The sequence below is a fragment of the Paenarthrobacter sp. 2TAF44 genome (genome assembly GCF_052114885.1).
Taxonomy (GTDB): Bacteria; Actinomycetota; Actinomycetes; order Actinomycetales; family Micrococcaceae; genus Arthrobacter.
The window spans coordinates 15,663-32,037 of the sequence record NZ_JBFRFP010000034.1 but is presented as its reverse complement, the minus strand read 5'-3'; the positions used below and the strand labels follow the sequence as shown (position 1 = coordinate 32,037).

At 61.6% G+C, this 16,375-nt stretch carries 16 protein-coding genes; 5 read left to right on the top strand and 11 right to left on the bottom strand.

Annotation, left to right across the window (positions count from 1 at the left end; genetic code table 11):
* The 4 genes from AB4Z15_RS22795 to AB4Z15_RS22780 form a co-directional block, all read right to left on the bottom strand.
* Positions 1-864, bottom strand: a complete 864-nt coding sequence (locus tag AB4Z15_RS22795) for a carbohydrate ABC transporter permease (protein WP_442003515.1) — start codon at positions 862-864, stop codon at positions 1-3.
* A 7-nt stretch (positions 865-871) separates the two neighbouring features.
* A complete protein-coding gene (locus AB4Z15_RS22790; protein WP_442019055.1) occupies positions 872-1,885 on the bottom strand; it encodes a carbohydrate ABC transporter permease in 1,014 nt (337 codons plus the stop codon).
* A gap of 10 nt (positions 1,886-1,895) precedes the next feature.
* On the bottom strand, positions 1,896-3,134 hold the full coding sequence (locus tag AB4Z15_RS22785; RefSeq protein WP_442019054.1) for a sugar ABC transporter substrate-binding protein: 1,239 nt from the start codon (positions 3,132-3,134) through the stop codon (positions 1,896-1,898).
* A gap of 117 nt (positions 3,135-3,251) precedes the next feature.
* Positions 3,252-4,274, bottom strand: coding sequence for a LacI family DNA-binding transcriptional regulator (locus tag AB4Z15_RS22780; protein WP_442019053.1), 1,023 nt, complete (start codon positions 4,272-4,274; stop codon positions 3,252-3,254).
* Positions 4,275-4,523: 249 nt separating this feature from the next.
* Here AB4Z15_RS22780 and AB4Z15_RS22775 point away from each other — a divergent pair, with 249 nt between their 5' ends.
* Together AB4Z15_RS22775 and paaZ are read left to right on the top strand one after the other, a co-directional pair.
* Entirely contained in the window at positions 4,524-5,228 is a 705-nt protein-coding gene (locus AB4Z15_RS22775; protein ID WP_442019052.1) for a tyrosine-protein phosphatase, read from the top strand.
* A gap of 211 nt (positions 5,229-5,439) precedes the next feature.
* Complete coding sequence (gene paaZ / locus AB4Z15_RS22770) at positions 5,440-7,539, top strand: phenylacetic acid degradation bifunctional protein PaaZ (protein WP_442019051.1); 2,100 nt, start codon at positions 5,440-5,442, stop codon at positions 7,537-7,539.
* A 129-nt stretch (positions 7,540-7,668) separates the two neighbouring features.
* Here paaZ and AB4Z15_RS22765 read toward each other — a convergent pair whose 3' ends face one another.
* Positions 7,669-8,076, bottom strand: a complete 408-nt coding sequence (locus AB4Z15_RS22765) for a VOC family protein (protein WP_442003521.1) — start codon at positions 8,074-8,076, stop codon at positions 7,669-7,671.
* Between the two features lie 78 nt (positions 8,077-8,154).
* Here AB4Z15_RS22765 and AB4Z15_RS22760 point away from each other — a divergent pair, with 78 nt between their 5' ends.
* Positions 8,155-8,736: a mismatch-specific DNA-glycosylase gene (locus AB4Z15_RS22760; RefSeq protein WP_442019050.1), complete on the top strand. Its 582-nt coding sequence runs from the start codon at positions 8,155-8,157 to the stop codon at positions 8,734-8,736.
* A gap of 31 nt (positions 8,737-8,767) precedes the next feature.
* On the opposite strand, the gene AB4Z15_RS22755 is transcribed toward AB4Z15_RS22760, so the two are convergent.
* Entirely contained in the window at positions 8,768-9,337 is a 570-nt protein-coding gene (locus AB4Z15_RS22755) for a TetR/AcrR family transcriptional regulator (RefSeq protein WP_442019049.1), read from the bottom strand.
* A 50-nt stretch (positions 9,338-9,387) separates the two neighbouring features.
* On the opposite strand from AB4Z15_RS22755, the gene AB4Z15_RS22750 reads away from it, so the two are divergent.
* A complete protein-coding gene (locus AB4Z15_RS22750; RefSeq protein WP_442019048.1) occupies positions 9,388-10,461 on the top strand; it encodes a transporter in 1,074 nt (357 codons plus the stop codon).
* A 40-nt stretch (positions 10,462-10,501) separates the two neighbouring features.
* On the opposite strand, the gene AB4Z15_RS22745 is transcribed toward AB4Z15_RS22750, so the two are convergent.
* From AB4Z15_RS22745 to AB4Z15_RS22735, 3 genes are read right to left on the bottom strand one after another with little or no spacing between them, the layout of a single operon-like run.
* On the bottom strand, positions 10,502-11,104 hold the full coding sequence (locus tag AB4Z15_RS22745; protein WP_442003525.1) for a TetR/AcrR family transcriptional regulator: 603 nt from the start codon (positions 11,102-11,104) through the stop codon (positions 10,502-10,504).
* Positions 11,105-11,157: 53 nt separating this feature from the next.
* The gene (paaK, locus tag AB4Z15_RS22740) at positions 11,158-12,507 is read right to left on the bottom strand and encodes a phenylacetate--CoA ligase PaaK (RefSeq protein ID WP_442019047.1); all 1,350 of its coding nucleotides are present in this window, start codon (positions 12,505-12,507) and stop codon (positions 11,158-11,160) included.
* A 9-nt stretch (positions 12,508-12,516) separates the two neighbouring features.
* On the bottom strand, positions 12,517-12,984 hold the full coding sequence (locus tag AB4Z15_RS22735) for a hotdog fold thioesterase (protein WP_224088717.1): 468 nt from the start codon (positions 12,982-12,984) through the stop codon (positions 12,517-12,519).
* 119 nt (positions 12,985-13,103) lie between these two features.
* Between AB4Z15_RS22735 and AB4Z15_RS22730 the strand changes: the two genes are divergently transcribed.
* The gene (locus AB4Z15_RS22730) at positions 13,104-13,667 is read left to right on the top strand and encodes a GNAT family N-acetyltransferase (protein ID WP_442019046.1); all 564 of its coding nucleotides are present in this window, start codon (positions 13,104-13,106) and stop codon (positions 13,665-13,667) included.
* Positions 13,668-13,720: 53 nt separating this feature from the next.
* On the opposite strand, the gene AB4Z15_RS22725 is transcribed toward AB4Z15_RS22730, so the two are convergent.
* Together AB4Z15_RS22725 and AB4Z15_RS22720 are read right to left on the bottom strand one after the other, a co-directional pair.
* Positions 13,721-15,277, bottom strand: a complete 1,557-nt coding sequence (locus AB4Z15_RS22725) for a putative bifunctional diguanylate cyclase/phosphodiesterase (protein ID WP_442019045.1) — start codon at positions 15,275-15,277, stop codon at positions 13,721-13,723.
* 2 nt (positions 15,278-15,279) lie between these two features.
* Positions 15,280-16,332 (bottom strand): hypothetical protein, encoded by a 1,053-nt coding sequence (locus AB4Z15_RS22720; protein WP_442019044.1) that lies wholly within the window; start codon positions 16,330-16,332, stop codon positions 15,280-15,282.
* Between the last annotated feature and the right edge of the window lie 43 nt (positions 16,333-16,375).

Below are 16,375 nucleotides of genomic sequence, written 5' to 3'. Positions count from 1 at the left end.
CTACTTGACCGCGCCGCCGGTGGTGCCAGCGGCGATGTATTTTTGGGCCGCGACCAACAAGACGATGGCCGGGATGGAGGCGAGTACCGCCGTCGCCATCACTGAACTCCAGTCGTTCACGTAGGCGCCGATGTACTGGAAGATGCCCAGGGTGACGGGGCGGACCGCTTCCGTGGTGGTCAGGGTCAGGGCGAACAGGAAGTCGCTCCAGGCGAACAGGAACGTAAAGAGGCCCGCGGTGATCAGCGAGTTCCGACTCAGCGGAATCACGATCGACCAGAACGCCCGGACGTGCCCCGCACCGTCCACCCGCGCTGCCTCGATCACGGACGACGGCATGCCGTTCATGAACGCCCGGATGATGAGGATGGCGAACGGAATTCCGTGTGCCGAGTCCGCGAGGATCAGGCCTGGAATGGAGTTGAGCAGCCCAAGATCGTTGTAGGCCGTGTAGAGGGCGTTGGCCACCACGATGCCCGGGATCATCTGGCTGATGAGGATCGCGAAGAGGACAACTCCTGCGCCGCGAACCTTGAAATAGGCCAGCGCGTAGGCCGCCGGGGCAGCGATTGCCAGGCTCAATGCCACACTGCCCAGAGAGATGATCAGGCTCGTGCCGAGGTTCCCGGCTTGCTCACTGATGGCTGTGGCATAGCCGGTGAAGTCGGGCTTCAAGGGCAGCCACGAGGTTTCCAAGGTAGTGCCGTTGGGCTGCAGGGAGGCGTTGATCATCCAGTAGACCGGGAACAGCATGATGGCCAGGAAGAAGATGGCCAGCGCCGTGTAGCCCCAGTTCTTGCGGTTTCCTGCCGGCGCCTTTGCCCTGCTGGGCCGGAGTGTGGGTGCTTTCAGTACGGTTGTCATGGTTTCCTCACTCATCCACAGCACGTCGGCTTGCCCGCAGGTACAGGACCGCGAACACCAGGGAAATGATCACCAGCACGTTGCCCAGGGCCGCGCCTTCGCCGAATTTGAATTCGTGGAAGGAGAGGTCGTAGGACTGGGTAGCGATGGTCTGGGTCGAGTTCGCCGGGCCACCGTTGGTCAGGCCCAGGATGATGTCCAGCACCTTCAGCGTGTAGACGACGCCGAGCACCAGCACCACGCTCACCACGGGACGGAGCATTGGCCAGGTGATATGCCGGAACGCCTTCCAACCTGTGGCGCCATCCAGGGACCCGGCCTCGTAAAGCTCGTCCGGGATCTCCTGCAGGCCCCCGTAGAGGATGGTCAGATTGAACGGGATGCCAATCCAGATGTTCACTCCCACCACAGCGATCAAAGCCAACGAGGTACTGGTCAGCCACGGAACGCCCGTGTTGATGACGCCCAGATCGCCCAGGAAACGGTTGAGAGCTCCGCTGTCCTTGTCCAGGATCCAACGCCACACGGCACTCGAGACAATCAGCGGCAGTAGCCAAGGCAGCAGGAGCAGCGAGCGCAGGATTCCGTTGAGCGGGAACTTGCGTTGGAAGAAGATCGCCAACGCCAGCCCGATCACGAACTGGCCCAGGATGGAACCCACCGTGAACAGCGCGGTGTTCAGCAGTGAGGTGGAAAACAACGACGACGACAATACAGTTACGTAGTTGGCCAGCCCTACCCACGGGGCTTCTCCGGTGAAGAACGTAGCCGTGGTGTAGTCCTGGAAACTCATGACGACGTTCTTGACCACGGGGTAGCCGAAGAACAGTGCCATGTAGACCACGGCAGGAACCAAGAAGAGCCACTGGAAGATGCGCTCGCGGCGTTGGCGGGTGCGCCGTCGTGGTGTCTGCGCTTCTGTAGGCGAGCCTGCCGGGCGGCCATGCTTGCGCGTGGCCTTTCCCGCGGCCTTTCCGGTGGAACCTGCCGCTGTTTGCGACAAATCTGTTGTCAATGACATGGCTGGCTGCTTACTGGCCTTGCGCTTGCTTGAGGGCATCTGCCGGCGAGGCGTTACCGGTCAGGGCTGTCTGGATGGCGGTGTAGATCTTGGTTGCCTGTGCCGGCCATTCTGCACCCAGCTCGCCGGTGCGGGCGCGGGCAGTCTTGATCAGCTCAGTGAACGTAGCGAGCTTGGGGTTTTCGGTGGCGAACTTCTCCGCCAACGTGGTTTTGGAAGGAATCGTGTTGCGGACCTTGGCCATCGCCATCTGGTTCTCGTCACTGTTCAGGCAGGCAACCACTTCCGCGGCCTTGGCCTGGCGTGCCTTGTTGCCGGTCTGGGGGACCGTCCAAACTTCGCCACCCAGCGGCGCAACGGACGTCTGGCCGGCTTCACGGACGGGGATCTTTACGACGCCGTACTGCAGAGTGGGCTGCTTATCCAGGGCCGGGATCTGCCACGGGCCGTTGACCATCATGGCTGCTTTGCCGGCCATGAACTGGTCCTTTACATCGGCCTGGGTCCAGTTCAGGGCGGAGGAAGAGACGGAGCCGCTCTTGACCAGGTCTGTCCAGAGCTGGAGTGCCTGCTCGGTCTCCTTGGTGTCGATCTTCTTCTCGTCACCGCCGTTGGACCACATGACCGGGAGGAACTGCCAGGTGCCTTCATAAGTGGGGTTGGCGTTGAACGCGAGCCCGTACTGGTCGCCGGCGGTGAGCTTGGCGGAGGCTGCCTTCAGCTCATCCCAGGTGGTGGGCGGGGTTACTCCAGCCTTGTCCAGGATGTCCTTGTTGTAGAACAGGGCAATGGTGTTCACGGTGGGAGCCAGGCCATAGACCTTGTCCTTGTAGGTGCCTGCGCTCAGGACACCCTCTGCGAAGTTATCCGTGCTGATCTTGAAGTCTGACAAGGGAGCCAAAGCGCCCGTGGCGGCAACCTGCTGCAGGTCCGGATTGTCCAGCATGAGCACGTCCGGAAGCGTTTTGGAGGAGGACTGCTGGAGCACCTTGGAGATCAGGGACTTGCCCGGGACGGTCTCCCGCTTGATGGTCACACCTGCCTGCGTCCCGCACTTAGTCAGGGCGTCGCCGATGAAGGACTTATCCGGCTCGTTGTTGTAGTAGTCCATCACGGAGATTTCTTTGACGGCCTCCGACGACGAAGCTGCGGGGGAGGTCCCGCAGGCTGAGAGGGCCAGGGGCAGGCCGACCAACGCAGCGACGGCGAGGGCAAGAGGACGACGGGTTGTCCTTTGTGCTGACTTCATTGTCTGTTCCTTTTTTCTGGGGATGGCTTTTATCGGGGACGAGGTTGTCGATACGTATCGACGATGCGTATCGATGAATTTGGAAACGGATGAGATGCAGGGTGCTGTGCAGAGGGTTTAGCTGCCGTGGGGTGGACGGAGCGTGCTGGCACGGTGCGTAATGACCGTGGGTACCAATTCCAGGGATTCGGTTGGTCCCTGGTTTTCGGCTTCGAGGAGATCGCAAATAATCTTCACCGCACGGCGGGATACTTCGGCCGGGCGGAGGTCAATGGTGGAAAGCGGTATGGGCTGAAGCTCAGCAAGGGTGGGGGAGGCGCTGCCGATGACGGAGACATCCTTCCCGGGAGTCAGGCCACGGCTGGTCAGAACCCGTCGAAGAACGTCCTGAACGGTGCCGTCCGGAGCGATAAACGCAGGTATTCCAGTGGTCTCCGCCAAGGCTTTGTCCACGGATTCCGCGATCACCTCGTGGTCAGTTCCTCCGGGAAGGTGCAGCACCTTGACGCCGAGGGTCTCCGCGGCCTTGTTGGTGCCGGACATGAAGCGTTCCACGTAGTTCACGTGGCGATCGACAACCTCCGGCTGCCAGTCGATCACTGAGATCACCGCGTGCCCTGCTGCCGCAAGATCCTGGACGCATTGTTCGCCGGCCATTTCAAAGTCGGCATCAATGCAAACCAATCCGGAAGGATCATGTGGGATGCCGATCAGCACCACGGGAACGTGGAGGCTGCGGACTACCGGGAGCCGTTCGTCGTCGCCTTCCACCTGCATCAGGATCAGGCCATCGCAGATCTGCTGGCCCACCACACGCTGCAGCCCCGGTGCGCCCTCATCCTCGGTGACCAGCAGGATGTCGTGGTCATAGAGGCGGGCAGTGTTGGCGATCACGGACACAAACTCCATGATCGACGCCATGTGCAACTCGGGGATGAAAGGGATGACCAGGCCGATCACGCGGGTCCGACGGCTGGCAAGCGCGCGGGCTCCGGCATTTGGCTGGTAGGTCAGCTGCTGGATAGCATCCTCCACCTTTTTCCGCGTCTTCTCGGAGATGGGTCGCTTGCCACTAAGAACATAGGAAACCGTGCTCTGTGCAACGCCGGCGGCCTGGGCAACGTCCTTGCTGGTGGGCATGTCCTGGCCTCCTCGCGCTCTCTGCTGAACGGTTTGATTGTGGTTGTTGTTTGCGTTTCGTGTTCGTCGATACGTATCGTCGATGCGCATCGAGAACGAGTATGACATGAGTCACTCGCCCCGCGCAATACCCCCTTCTGATCCGCTCTCACATCCACCGCCCTTTCGGCCGATCTTCTCTCATTTCCTGTCGCCTTTGGGCGGATGTTCTCTCACATCACTGCAGGCGAATGTGCTTAGCTGGCTCCTATGGACGGGACAGCACCGCAGTTAGGCGTCCACTGGGATGGCGCCGTGAACGCCTGGCGGGTCGCGGGGGACGTGTACAGAATGGGTCGCCACGAGTGGGTAACCGCAGCCGGTTGGCACCAAATGTACGACGACGGCATCCGCACTATCATCGATTTGCGCGCCTCGGGCGAGCGGCGGCAACGCGACACCGATCCCAAGGTGCCGGACGACGTGAAGGCCAGCATCGACGTCGTGCATTGCCCCACGGAGGACCCCGACCATAGCGATTTCGGCGAACTCTTCGGCCCGTACCTGAAGGACCCGTCGCAGTACGGCGACTATGTGAGGCTATTTGGGGAGAAGATTGCGGCCGTCTTCAAGGCCATCGCCGCCTCGCCAGGCAAGGTTGTGATTCACTGCTCGGCGGGCCGGGATCGGAGCGGGGTGATCGCACTCATGTTGCAACGCTTGGCCGATCTTGGCGACGACGAAATCCTGCGCGGCTACGAACTTGCCGCGCGAGGGATCAATGAGCGGCACCGCACCCACGGGGCACCGCACGCGCACGATCCCTACCTTTCGGACGAGGAGTTCGAGGCCTGGTTGGAGCAGAAGCGTGCGGGCGTGAAAATGTTCCTTGGTTCGCTGGACGTTGAGTCATTCCTGGCGCGGAATGGCGTCACGGGCCAGGAAGTGGAGGCGATCCGGGCCAAGCTGCGGTGATGTGAGAGAACGATGCCTGGAATCGGGCGGGATGTGAGAGAGGATCGGCTGGAATCGGGTGGGATGTGAGAGAGCGACGAAATTGCTGCTGCACTCCTCCGGGCATTCATGTACCCTGTATATATTACCGAACGGCCGGTCAGTAATGTTTGCGGTCCCGCAGACCCAATGACCGAGCCGATTTCACGTGCCTTGGAAGGACCCGTCGACGATGACCACTACCGCAGTCGCCCCGGAAACCACAGCCGTTGCAACCGTCCCCAGCTATGTCCAGGATGCCTGGTGGACGCCGGCTCCTGACGCCAAAACCGTCCCGGTCCGTGATGCCAGCACCGGAGAAGTCCTGGCCAACGTCAGCACTGACGGACTGGACTTTGCCGCCGTCGTAAATTACGGCCGCACCACAGGCCAAACGGAACTTGGAAAGCTGACCTTCCACCAGCGTGCGCTCAAGCTCAAAGAGCTTGCCATGTACCTCAACGGCCGGCGTGAAGAGCTGTACGAGTCCTCGTCGCAGTCCGGCGCCACCAAGATCGACAACATGATCGACATCGACGGCGGCATCGGCGTTCTTTTCACGTTTGGGTCCAAGGGTCGCCGTGAACTGCCCAACTCGCAGGTTGTGGTGGATGGGCCGATGGAGGTGCTGTCCAAGGATGGTTCGTTCGCCGGTGAGCACATCTACACACGCATCCCCGGCGTTGCGGTGCAGATCAACGCCTTCAATTTCCCGGTCTGGGGCATGCTGGAGAAGTTCGCGCCCGCATTCCTCGCCGGCGTTCCCACCATCGTCAAGCCGGCCACGCCCACGGGCTACGTTGCGGCGGCCGCGGTCAAGGCGATGGTCGAGTCCGGCATCCTGCCCGCGGGTTCCCTTCAACTGATTTCCGGCTCCGCCCGGACCATCCTGGACGAACTGGATTTCCGCGACCTCGTCTCCTTCACGGGTTCGGCGTCTACCGCGAATTCGCTGAAGGCCCACCACAACGTGGTCCAGGGTGGCGTTCGCTTCACCTGTGAGACCGACTCCCTGAACGCCGCGATCCTTGGACCGGACGCTGTTCCCGGCACTCCGGAATTCGACGCGTTTGTCCGGGCCGTCGTCACCGAAATGACTGTCAAAGCCGGCCAGAAGTGCACCGCCATCCGCCGTGTGATCGTCCCGCAGGAGTTGATTTCCGACGTCTCTGCGGCCATTGGTGCGCGCATTAACGAGCGTGTGGTGGTTGGTGATCCTCGCGCCGAGGGCGTCACCATGGGCGCCCTGGCTTCGCTGGAGCAGCTCGCCGACGTCCGCGCGGCCGTCCAGTCAATGCTCGACGCCGGTGGTGAGCTTGCGTACGGGTCCCTCGATTCGCCGTCGGTCACCTCGGTCGGGGGCACCGTGGGTGTCGTGGAAGACGGGGCTTTCATGTCTCCCGTACTCCTCAACTGGGCCGACGCGGAAGCCGAAGAAGTCCACTCCCTTGAAGCTTTCGGCCCCGTCTCCTCGGTGATCGGATACTCGGATCTTGCCGATGCCATCCGCCTCGCAGCCCGAGGCTCGGGTTCATTGGTGGCGTCCGTGTGCACCAACGATCCTTCGGTGGCGCAGGAGCTGGTGCTCGGAATCGCAGCGCATCACGGCCGCGTCCACATACTCAACCGCGAGGACGCGCGGTCCTCCACCGGACACGGCTCACCCGTACCTCACCTGGTCCACGGTGGTCCTGGCCGCGCAGGTGGCGGCGAGGAGCTGGGCGGTATCCGCTCGGTCCTGCACCACATGCAGCGCACCGCCATCCAGGGCTCGCCGAACATGCTCACCGCCGTTACCGGTCAGTGGCACACGGGCGCCGACCGCAATTTCACCGTGGAAACCGAAGGTGAGCACCCCTTCCGGAAGCACCTCTCGACGCTGAGGATCGGCGACGCCGTTCGCTCCGATCTGCGCCAGGTGACCCTCGAGGACATCACGGCCTTCGCTAACTCCACTGGCGATACGTTCTATGCACACACCAATCAGGAAGCAGCCGAGGCCAACCCGTTCTTCCCGGGCATCGTCGCGCACGGCTACCTGCTCCTGAGCTGGGCTGCCGGGTTATTCGTGGAGCCCGCGCCGGGTCCTGTGCTGGCCAACTACGGCTTGGAGAACCTGCGTTTCATCACGCCCGTGGCAGCCGGCGACTCCATCCGCGTCACGTTGACCGCCAAGAAGATCACACCGCGTGAGACTGACGAATATGGCGAGGTTGCCTGGGACGCGGTTCTCACCAACCAGAACGACGAAATCGTAGCCACCTACGATGTTCTGACCCTCGTGGAGAAGTAACCTTCTCTCACATCCCGACCGTTTTTACCGGATCTTCTCTCACATCATCGTGCCCTGGGCCGGTTGTTCTCTCACATAACAACGAAGCGCGTCCCCACCAGGGGGACGCGCTTTGCCTTAAGGGGACGGTTACAGCTGGTATTCGGCCTGTTGGCCAAGGGTCTCGTGGATGCACAGAACATTGTTCTCGGTATCCATGAACCAAGCGCACTTCTCGGCGTCCGTGGTGCAAATGTGGTTATCGGTCTTGAGATCAGGCTCGTCGTAGTCCTGGAACTTGACGCCTTGGGCCTCCATCTCCGCAACAGTTCGCTCGATGTTCTCGACCTCAAAGCTCAGGGCGGTATGACCAGAGTGCTTACCGTCCGTGACCGGCAACAACTGCAGCATGGGGCCGCCGTCGTTGCCAAATAGATCATTTCCATCCCAGGTCCTGCCGCGATGCGGAAGGCCGAGCTTTTCAGCGTAGAACTCTCGTGCGCGGCTCAGGTCATCGACAGGCAGGACGGTTGTGGCTGTGTTAAGGGCTAGATGCATTTGGCCACCTCCTACGCTGAAAATTTTACGCTGGGCGGCTCCGGAAGGATCCTACGAATCATGTCCTAAGGTTGAACGATGGGATTTAGCAGGTCTGCGCTTGATGCGTTTCGGGGCCGAACCCTGCCCGATTTGGTTTCGGACCAGACGAGGCTCCTGTTCGTCGGCATCAATCCTGGCCTGCGTGCTGTTGCAGTACAGGCGCATTTCGGTGGCGGCAGCAATCGATTCTATCCAGCGCTATTCCGTGCCGGCATCGTCGATCGCCGGATAGATGCCTCGGCAGGTTTCCGTCGCGAAGACCTCAACCATCTGCTGGACCGGGGCGTTGGAATCACGTCCATAGTTGCGGGAGCTTCGGCGCGCGCGGATGAACTCACGCCCGAGCAACTCCTTGCCGGAGCCAAGGCACTATCTGCGCGAGTTGAACTTATCGCCCCAGCAATGGTGGCGGTTTTGGGAATCAGCGCCTACCGGACTGCTTTCGCCCGGCCGCGGGCGCCCTGGGGACGACAGCCCGATTCGCTTGGAGGTGCCCCGGTTTGGGTGCTCCCGAATCCAAGTGGCTTGAACAGGCACGCGAGCCTTGCTGATCTCGCCGACGCCTACCGTGAAGTCGCTGTTGCGGCTGGCATCGAACCCCTTGCAGATCCGGCATAGCAAACGCCAGTCGGAAACCTTCCGGTAGTCGTCACAGTCCGTCAATGAGTCCGTCGATAATGTTGCTGAACCTCTCGGCGGGCCCGCCTGTTTTGACCAAGACGCTTAGCCCGATGACGGAAGCAACGAGTTGGCTGGCGACAGTTTCGGGGACCTGACCGGTGCGGAATTCTCCAGACGCTTGTCCTTGCACGATTGCCTGCCTGAACACAGCTTCGATCTGAGAGAACATCTCGTTCGCAATCTGATTCACCTCGGCGTCGGCTGCGCCGAGCTCCGCCGCAGCATTGACCATGACACAACCGCGTTGATGCTCGCCCACGCCGGCCAGTGCCATGAGTGCCTGTTTGAGACGCGGTCGGATTGGTCCGGGAGCTACAAACATGCCCGTTAGGTACTCGACTCTGGCCTCGCTGTAGCGCCGAAGGGCACGCAGAAACAAGGCATGTTTGCTCTCAAACGTGTTGTACAGGCTGCCCTTGCCGATTCCCAGCTCGGTGGCCAACTCCTGCGGCGTTGTGCCGGCATACCCTTGGCGCCAGAACAAGTCCATCGCTCTGTTGACAGCCTCACCAGCCTCAAATTGCATCGGTCTACCCATGGGAACAGCGTAGCGCCCATGATATTGTACTTCTAGGTCAAAAACCGCTGTTGAGCACTTGTCCGACCCTCTACGTTGTTAGAAACGGGAACCCATTGTCTATACATCCGCCCTTGGAGAAGACCGCCTCAGCGCCTTCCCCTCGTACCCGCGTCCCCCTGAATACGCTCGCTATACCGCTTGGTTTGGCTGGCCTCGCACAGGTTTGGTCGGCGGCGACCTCGTCCTTCCAAGCCCCGATCGAACTTGCGCAAGCATTCTGGGTGATCGCCGCCATTGCCTGGCTTTGGACCATCGCGGTGCACGTCCATCGCGGGAGGCGCACGGAACAGTCGCTCTCTGATCAGCTCAAGCACTTCGCGCAGGGCCCGCTCGCCGCCTTGCTTCCGATTGCAGCCATGTTGATTGGGGCGGGGCTGCACCGCACCATTCCTTTAGCCGGAACCATTGTGACCGGTGTTTCCATTGCCGTTGCAGCCGCGTTCGCCGCATGGATTTTGAACTTCTGGATGCGCGGCGAGTTGCCACTTGAATCCGTACATGGCGGCTACTTCCTCCCCACCAGCGCGGCAGGTTTTGTGGGTGCGCTCACCGCAAGACAGACGGGACTTGACTGGCTCGCCGTCGGAAGTTTCGCCGTCGGCCTCTTCTTCTGGCTCGTGATCTCTGTGTTTTTCTTCCTGCGACTCGCGCTTCGGCCTACGATGCCGGACTCGCTTACTCCGACCTTGGCAATCATGATCGCTCCGCCGGCGGTTGCGGCGGCCGCGTGGCTTGCCATTTCGGGGGGTCGACCAGACTATATGTTCGAGGGGTTGACGGCCATAACGGTGTTAATGGTTTTGATCCAGCTCACACTATTGCGGCGCTATCGGGCCTTGCCGTTCTCGCTGGGCTTCTGGTCGTTCACGTTCCCCTTGGCAAGTGTTGCCGCACTTGCCATCACGTGGTTGCACTTGGGCAGACCGGCTGCCTGGGAGGCTATGACGATTGGAGTGCTCGCGATCGTGACGACTGCCGTTGTGCTGGTCGCGGCGAAATCAATCGCAGTGTTTTTCCGCCTCGCCGCCACGGCCCGGCGACAAAGGGCGAGAGAGGAAACGGGGAAACCGGTCCGGATGTGAGAGAGCATCCAGGGGAAACCGGTCAGGAAGTGAGAGAGGGTCAGGCGGCGGTGTGGAGGCCGTCGAAGGCCATGGTGATGACGTCGTCGGCAAGTTTCTCGGGGGAGAGGGAGCCGCCTGGCTTGTACCACTCCACGATCGAGTTGATGGTGCCGAACAGGAGCCGTGTGACCGTGCGGGGATCGATGTCCTGGCGCAGGGAGCCGTCCTGCCGGGCAGCGGCGATGAGCGCGGCAACCTTGTGGTCGAAGGCGCGGCGACGTTCCAGCGCGTCGCGTTCGATCTCGGTATTTCCGCGCAGGCGCAACAGCAATGTGACGAATGGCAGCCTGTCCACCAGCACCGCAATGGTTTGCCGAAGCACGAACTCCAGCCGAGCATCTGCCGCCCCGGAGGTGGCGGCAGGCTCGTCCAGGATGGCCTCCAAGCCGCCGAGGGCGTGGTCCAGGGCGAGCTTCAGCAGATCGCCCTTGGACGGCACGTGGTGGTAGATGGCTGACTTGGAGATCCCGAGGTTCTCGGCCAGGATGCCCATGGACGTAGCATCGTACCCGTGGCGGTTGAAGACGTCGACGGCGATGCGGAGCACCGACTGCTGGTCGTAACCGGGCCGTCCGCGCTTGGTGGTTGTCTCAGTAGGCATGGTGGCATTTTCTCACGATCTCTAGACGGGCTGCCGTTCAGCGACGCCGCATGTCAGCCCTTCGGCCGCATGTCGTAGATCCGGCGGAGCTTCCCGTTGGAACGCTCGAGGGAACCGGGCTCCACAACGTCAACTACGCAAGAAGACCCCACGTGAATCTTGATCTGCTCGCGCAAAGTACGGGCCGCCGTCGTGCTTGACTCTGCGGGGACGTTTTCCCGCCGTTCGATTTTCACGGTCAGCGAATCCATGCGCTTGCCCTCGGGGCGGGTGATTTCGAGCTGGAAGTGCGGGCTGAGTTCGGGGATGCGCAGGGCGATTTCCTCGATCTGGGAGGGGAAGAGGTTGACGCCGCGCAGGATGATCATGTCGTCGCTTCGGCCGGTGATGCGGCCCATCCGGCGGTGTGCCGGGCGAGCGGTTCCAGGGAGCAGGCGGGTCAGGTCCTTGGTGCGGTAGCGGATGATCGGCAGTGCTTCCTTGGTCAGCGACGTGAAGACCAATTCACCCGGTTCACCGTCGCCGAGGACTGTCGAGTGATCAAAGGGATCGATGATTTCGGGCCGGAAATGGTCTTCCCAGATGTGGCAGCCGTCTTGCGTTTCAACAGCTTCGCCAGCGACGCCCGGGCCCATGACTTCGGAGAGCCCGTAGATGTCGCAGGCCTTGATGTTCATGGTGGTTTCGAGTTCGTGGCGCATCTCTTCGGTCCACGGCTCGGCGCCAAGCACGGCGTACTTCAGCGAGGTGGACGTGGGGTCGATGCCCTGGTGGGCCATGGCGTCGGCGATCGTCAGCAGGTACGTGGGCGTGGCCAGGATGGCGTCCGGCTTGAAGTCCTGGATGAGCTGGATCTGGCGTTCGGTCTGGCCGCCGGACATCGGGATGACCGTGCAGCCCAGCGCTTCGGCGCCGGCATGGGCGCCGAGGCCGCCGGTAAAGAGACCATAACCATAGGCGTTGTGGACCTTCATTCCAGGACGGACGCCGGAGGCGCGCAGGCAACGGGCCACCAGGGTTGCCCAGTTGGCGAGGTCGTTCTTGGTGTAGCCCACCACGGTGGGGCGGCCGGTGGTGCCGGAGCTCGCGTGGATGCGGGCAACCTCGTGCTGCGGGACCGCGAACATGCCAAACGGATACTCCAGCCGGAGGTCTTCCTTGGTGGTGTACGGGAACTTGCCGAGGTCGCTCAACTCGCGGAGGTCGGTCGGGTGCACGCCTGCTTCATCGAACTTGCGCTTGTACAGCGGCACGCGATCGTAGGCATAAGCCACGGTGTGCTGCAGACGGTTGAGCTGGAGTGCTTCAAGCTCGTCGCGGGACATCGTTTCTTCGCGGTCCAGGACGGGCGCGGTTGCCTCGGAGGTGGACGACGCGGGCGCGGCGACGGTGTTCTGGGTCATCTGGAGTTCCTACTTCTTGGAGATGGTGCGGCTGCGGCCCCGGAACTCTGCAATGAGTTCTCCGGGATCTGGATCGGGGGTGGCGCCCGCGGCGCCTGGTGAAGCCGCGTAGATCTGGATGTCGTAGAGGCCGCTGCGGCCGGTACTCGCGCGACGGTTTGCGACGGCGGTAATCACCTGGCCTTCGAACGCCGGCTTGATGAAGTTGATGTCGACGCCGGACGCCACCGTGATGTTGGCAGCTTGCTTTGGCGTGGGGTTGGCCGGGTTGCAGGCCAGTGCGAAGGCGGTGTCCGCGAAGGCGAAGATCATTCCGCCATGGGCCATTCCGAATCCATTGAGCATTTCCTGGCGGAGGTGCATGCGGATGGTGGCATGGCCGTCGTCGATCTTAAGGACCTCAATGCCCATCCATTCAGACGCGTAGTCGTTCGTCAGGATGTGGTGCGTTGCACCGGAGAGGGTTGTTTCAACCATGCGTCATTGCCTCCAGCTTTATTTACCGAATGTTCATTAGGTAATCCCAGATCGGGCCAACTGTCAAGACTGGACAAAGCTTGGGCGAGGATTTGGACGCGCCTAGTAGCCTCGAAGACATGCCCGAAATTGAGCTTCCGATCATGACCGAACGACTCATACTGCGGCGTTTCGAGGCCGAGGACCTGGACCGGTTCCACGCTTATCAGTCGCTGCCGGAGACCGCCCGATATCTGTTCCGCAATGAACTGACCAAGACGCAGTCCATGGAGGTTCTGGGCCGCTATGCGAATGCACACTTCAAGCATGAAGGCGACTGGGCCTGCCTCGCCATTGAACGCCAGGACCGTCCGGGACTTATGGGTGAGATCGTCCTGAAATGGCTGGAGGGAACAGGCCAGGCTGAGCTTGGCTGGATCCTCCACCCCGAGGGCAGGGGCCAGGGAATAGCGACGGAGGCGGCTGAGGCTGTCATGAAATTGGCATTCGGCCAGTTGAACTTCCACCGCATAGACGCGAAACTCGATGCGCTCAACACTGGCTCCGCCGGTATATGCAAACGCCTAGGCATGCGCTTGGAGGCTACCCTGGTGGACAACTGGCACTACAAAGGCCAGTGGGCCACCGAGAACATTTATGCGATCCTCGACTCCGAATGGCGGGCGCGCCAAGCGGGATCTTGACGTCCCGGCCAACTCGTGGTGCACGCCAAAGCCAGCCCACCGCCGTCGCGCGTTTAATCCTGGATCGGCCAGGTCTTGTGGTGCCTCAGCTGTTCGGTCAGTTGTGCCTCCGGCAGTGGCCGGCTGAAGTAGTAGCCCTGCCCGCTGGTGCACCCAATGCTGAGCAGGAAGTCTGCCTGCTCCGCTGTTTCGATTCCCTCCCACACAGCACCGAGGCCGCACGCACGTATGAGCTGCAGGACTGCCGCGAGGAGGGCGGGCTGTGCGGGATCGCTGCCGAGGGCCGTGAGGAGCGTTCTGTCCACCTTGACGGCGTGCACGGGCAAGCGGCGGAGGTAATCGATGGAGGAGTATCCGGTGCCGAAATCGTCGATCTCCATCTCGACACCCAGCCGCCGAAGACTGTTCAGCGTGTACCGGTCAAGGTCGTTCCCTTGAATGACGGCGCTTTCGGTCAGCTCCAGAACCAGCAGCGACGGGTCCAGCCCGGCCGAAGTCAGGGCTTCGCGTACGTCCTCCACGAACTCCAAACGCTGGAGGTCAGCGGCGGACACGTTGATGCGCATGTTGAAGTCGTGGCGCCCCGTGAGGGGGTCGCTGCGCCATCGCTGCAATTGCTCGACGGCGGTGCGCAGCACCCACCCGCCCAGATCGGAGATCATTCCCGTTTCCTCGGCAATGGGAATGAACTCATCCGGCATGATCATGCCGCGGGTGGGGTGTTTCCAACGGACCAGGGCCTCGACGCCTTCAATTCCGCGGGTGTCCAAGCGAATGATGGGCTGGTAGTAGAGCACCAGCTGCGAACCGGCGATCGCTTCTTTGAGCTCACCCACGAGTTGGTTGCGCAACTGCCGGGCAAGGAGCATGTCGGTATCAAAGACCTTCAATTTGCCGCGACCATCAGCCTTGGATTCGTACATGGCGATGTCCGCTTCCATCATCAGTTCCTCGGCACTCTTGCCGGGATCTGCCATCCGAAGGCCCATGCTGGCGCCGCACCGTACGTGTTGGCCGTCGATCTCCATGGTCCCGTCCAATGCAGCCAGGATCCGATTACCGATGGACGCCGCCTTCGCCGGGGTAACTTCCTGCAGCAGGATTGCGAATTCGTCGCCGCCCATGCGGGCAACCATGTCCTCCTCGCGGACGGCAGCACTGATGCGGGCTGCCACCGTTTCCAGCACTTTGTCTCCGATGGTGTGGCCCAGGGAGTCATTGACGCCCTTGAAGCCGTTCATGTCCATCAGCAGGATGGCCGGCCGTTGATTGCCATTGGGGCCCCTGGCCTGGGATTCCGCGAGCGCGGTGGAGAAGGCAGAGCGGTTGTGAAGGCCTGTGAGGGGATCCGTCATGGCCATGTGCTGCATTTCGCGGTGGGCCTCGTGCAGCTGCCGTGTGCGGTCTGCCACGCGCTGCTCCAGCTCTTCATAGATAATCTGGAGGTCCTCGGCAAGGAGGTTGGTGCCCATGATCACGGCGTCGATCTCGTCGCGGGCATCGGAGATTTCAATCCTGGTGTTCAGGTCTCCCGCGGCAAGCCTGACGATGCCGTCCAGCAGCAATCCCAGACGTGGATCTGGTGCGGCATTCGAGTTTTCCTCGGACATGGTCACTCCCCGTGCGGTTCGCCTCGCTGATCAACCATATCCCGGAGGTACGCACGAACGGCCGAGCTGCGATCAGGGAGGGCGGCCTGATCGAAAAGGTTTGCGGTTTCGCTGAAAGTCGCGACGGCTTCTTCCCGCCGGCCCAGTGCGAGCAAAGTCCTGGCCAAGAGGAAGTGCGACTCTGCAGAGGTTTGGGTGGCGAGGATGGAAGACCGGGCACACAAGGGCTCAAGGATGGTGAGGGCTTCCTGCATATCGCCGTTGAGATAGTTCCAGTGGGCGCGGACCAGGGACATTTCCAAATGGTCCCGCTCGGAACCGCCCACGATGTCTGTGGCGAGCTCGGCCCTCTCGATGCATCGCAGGGTAGCGGCATCACTCAGCCGGGCCTGAAGCCGCATTTCCGCCGAGGCGCGATTGAAGCGTGCCCACAAGTCCACGTCCTTGGATGGGGACAGCCGTTCGGAAGCAAGATCGTGGTACCGGCTGCCATCTTCAACCCGGTTTGCCAGGAAGGCAACGTTCCCGATCACCCAATAGCCCTTGCCCGCTGTGTCTTCGTCGATGTCTTCGGTAAGCAGGGATTCCAGCTCCAAGCATTCACGCCAGGCATCGTCCAGCAGCCGGCTTTCGGCAAGGGAGGCAATGAGCGCACGCTGCGCCAGGATCTGCACATACACCAAGTCCGCGTCCCGGGCAGCCAGTTTGGCGGCATCCGCAGCCATGGCGGCGGCCTCGGCCAGACGCCCCAGACCCTGGAGGGCAACGGCAACCATGGTCCCGGCTTTGGCGCCAAGCTCAGGCGAGGAGGCCGTGAGTTCGTGATCATTCAGTTCCCGTGCCAATGCCAGATATTCCTCGATCCGGCCTTGGTCCCGGAGGCATTCCGCCTGCAAGTAACGCATGTTCCACCAAGACAGTTCATCGCCGGCATCAATGGCAAGATGTGCAGCTTCACCGGCTAACCGAAAGGCCTCGTCAAAGTGACGTTCTTTCCATTTGGCGCGCGCATTGAGTCCGGCTACAAGATGAGGCGTTAATTGTGGACTCTGCATGTGCCCATTATCCATGTCCATAGCGAAGAAAAGCTCGTATAGT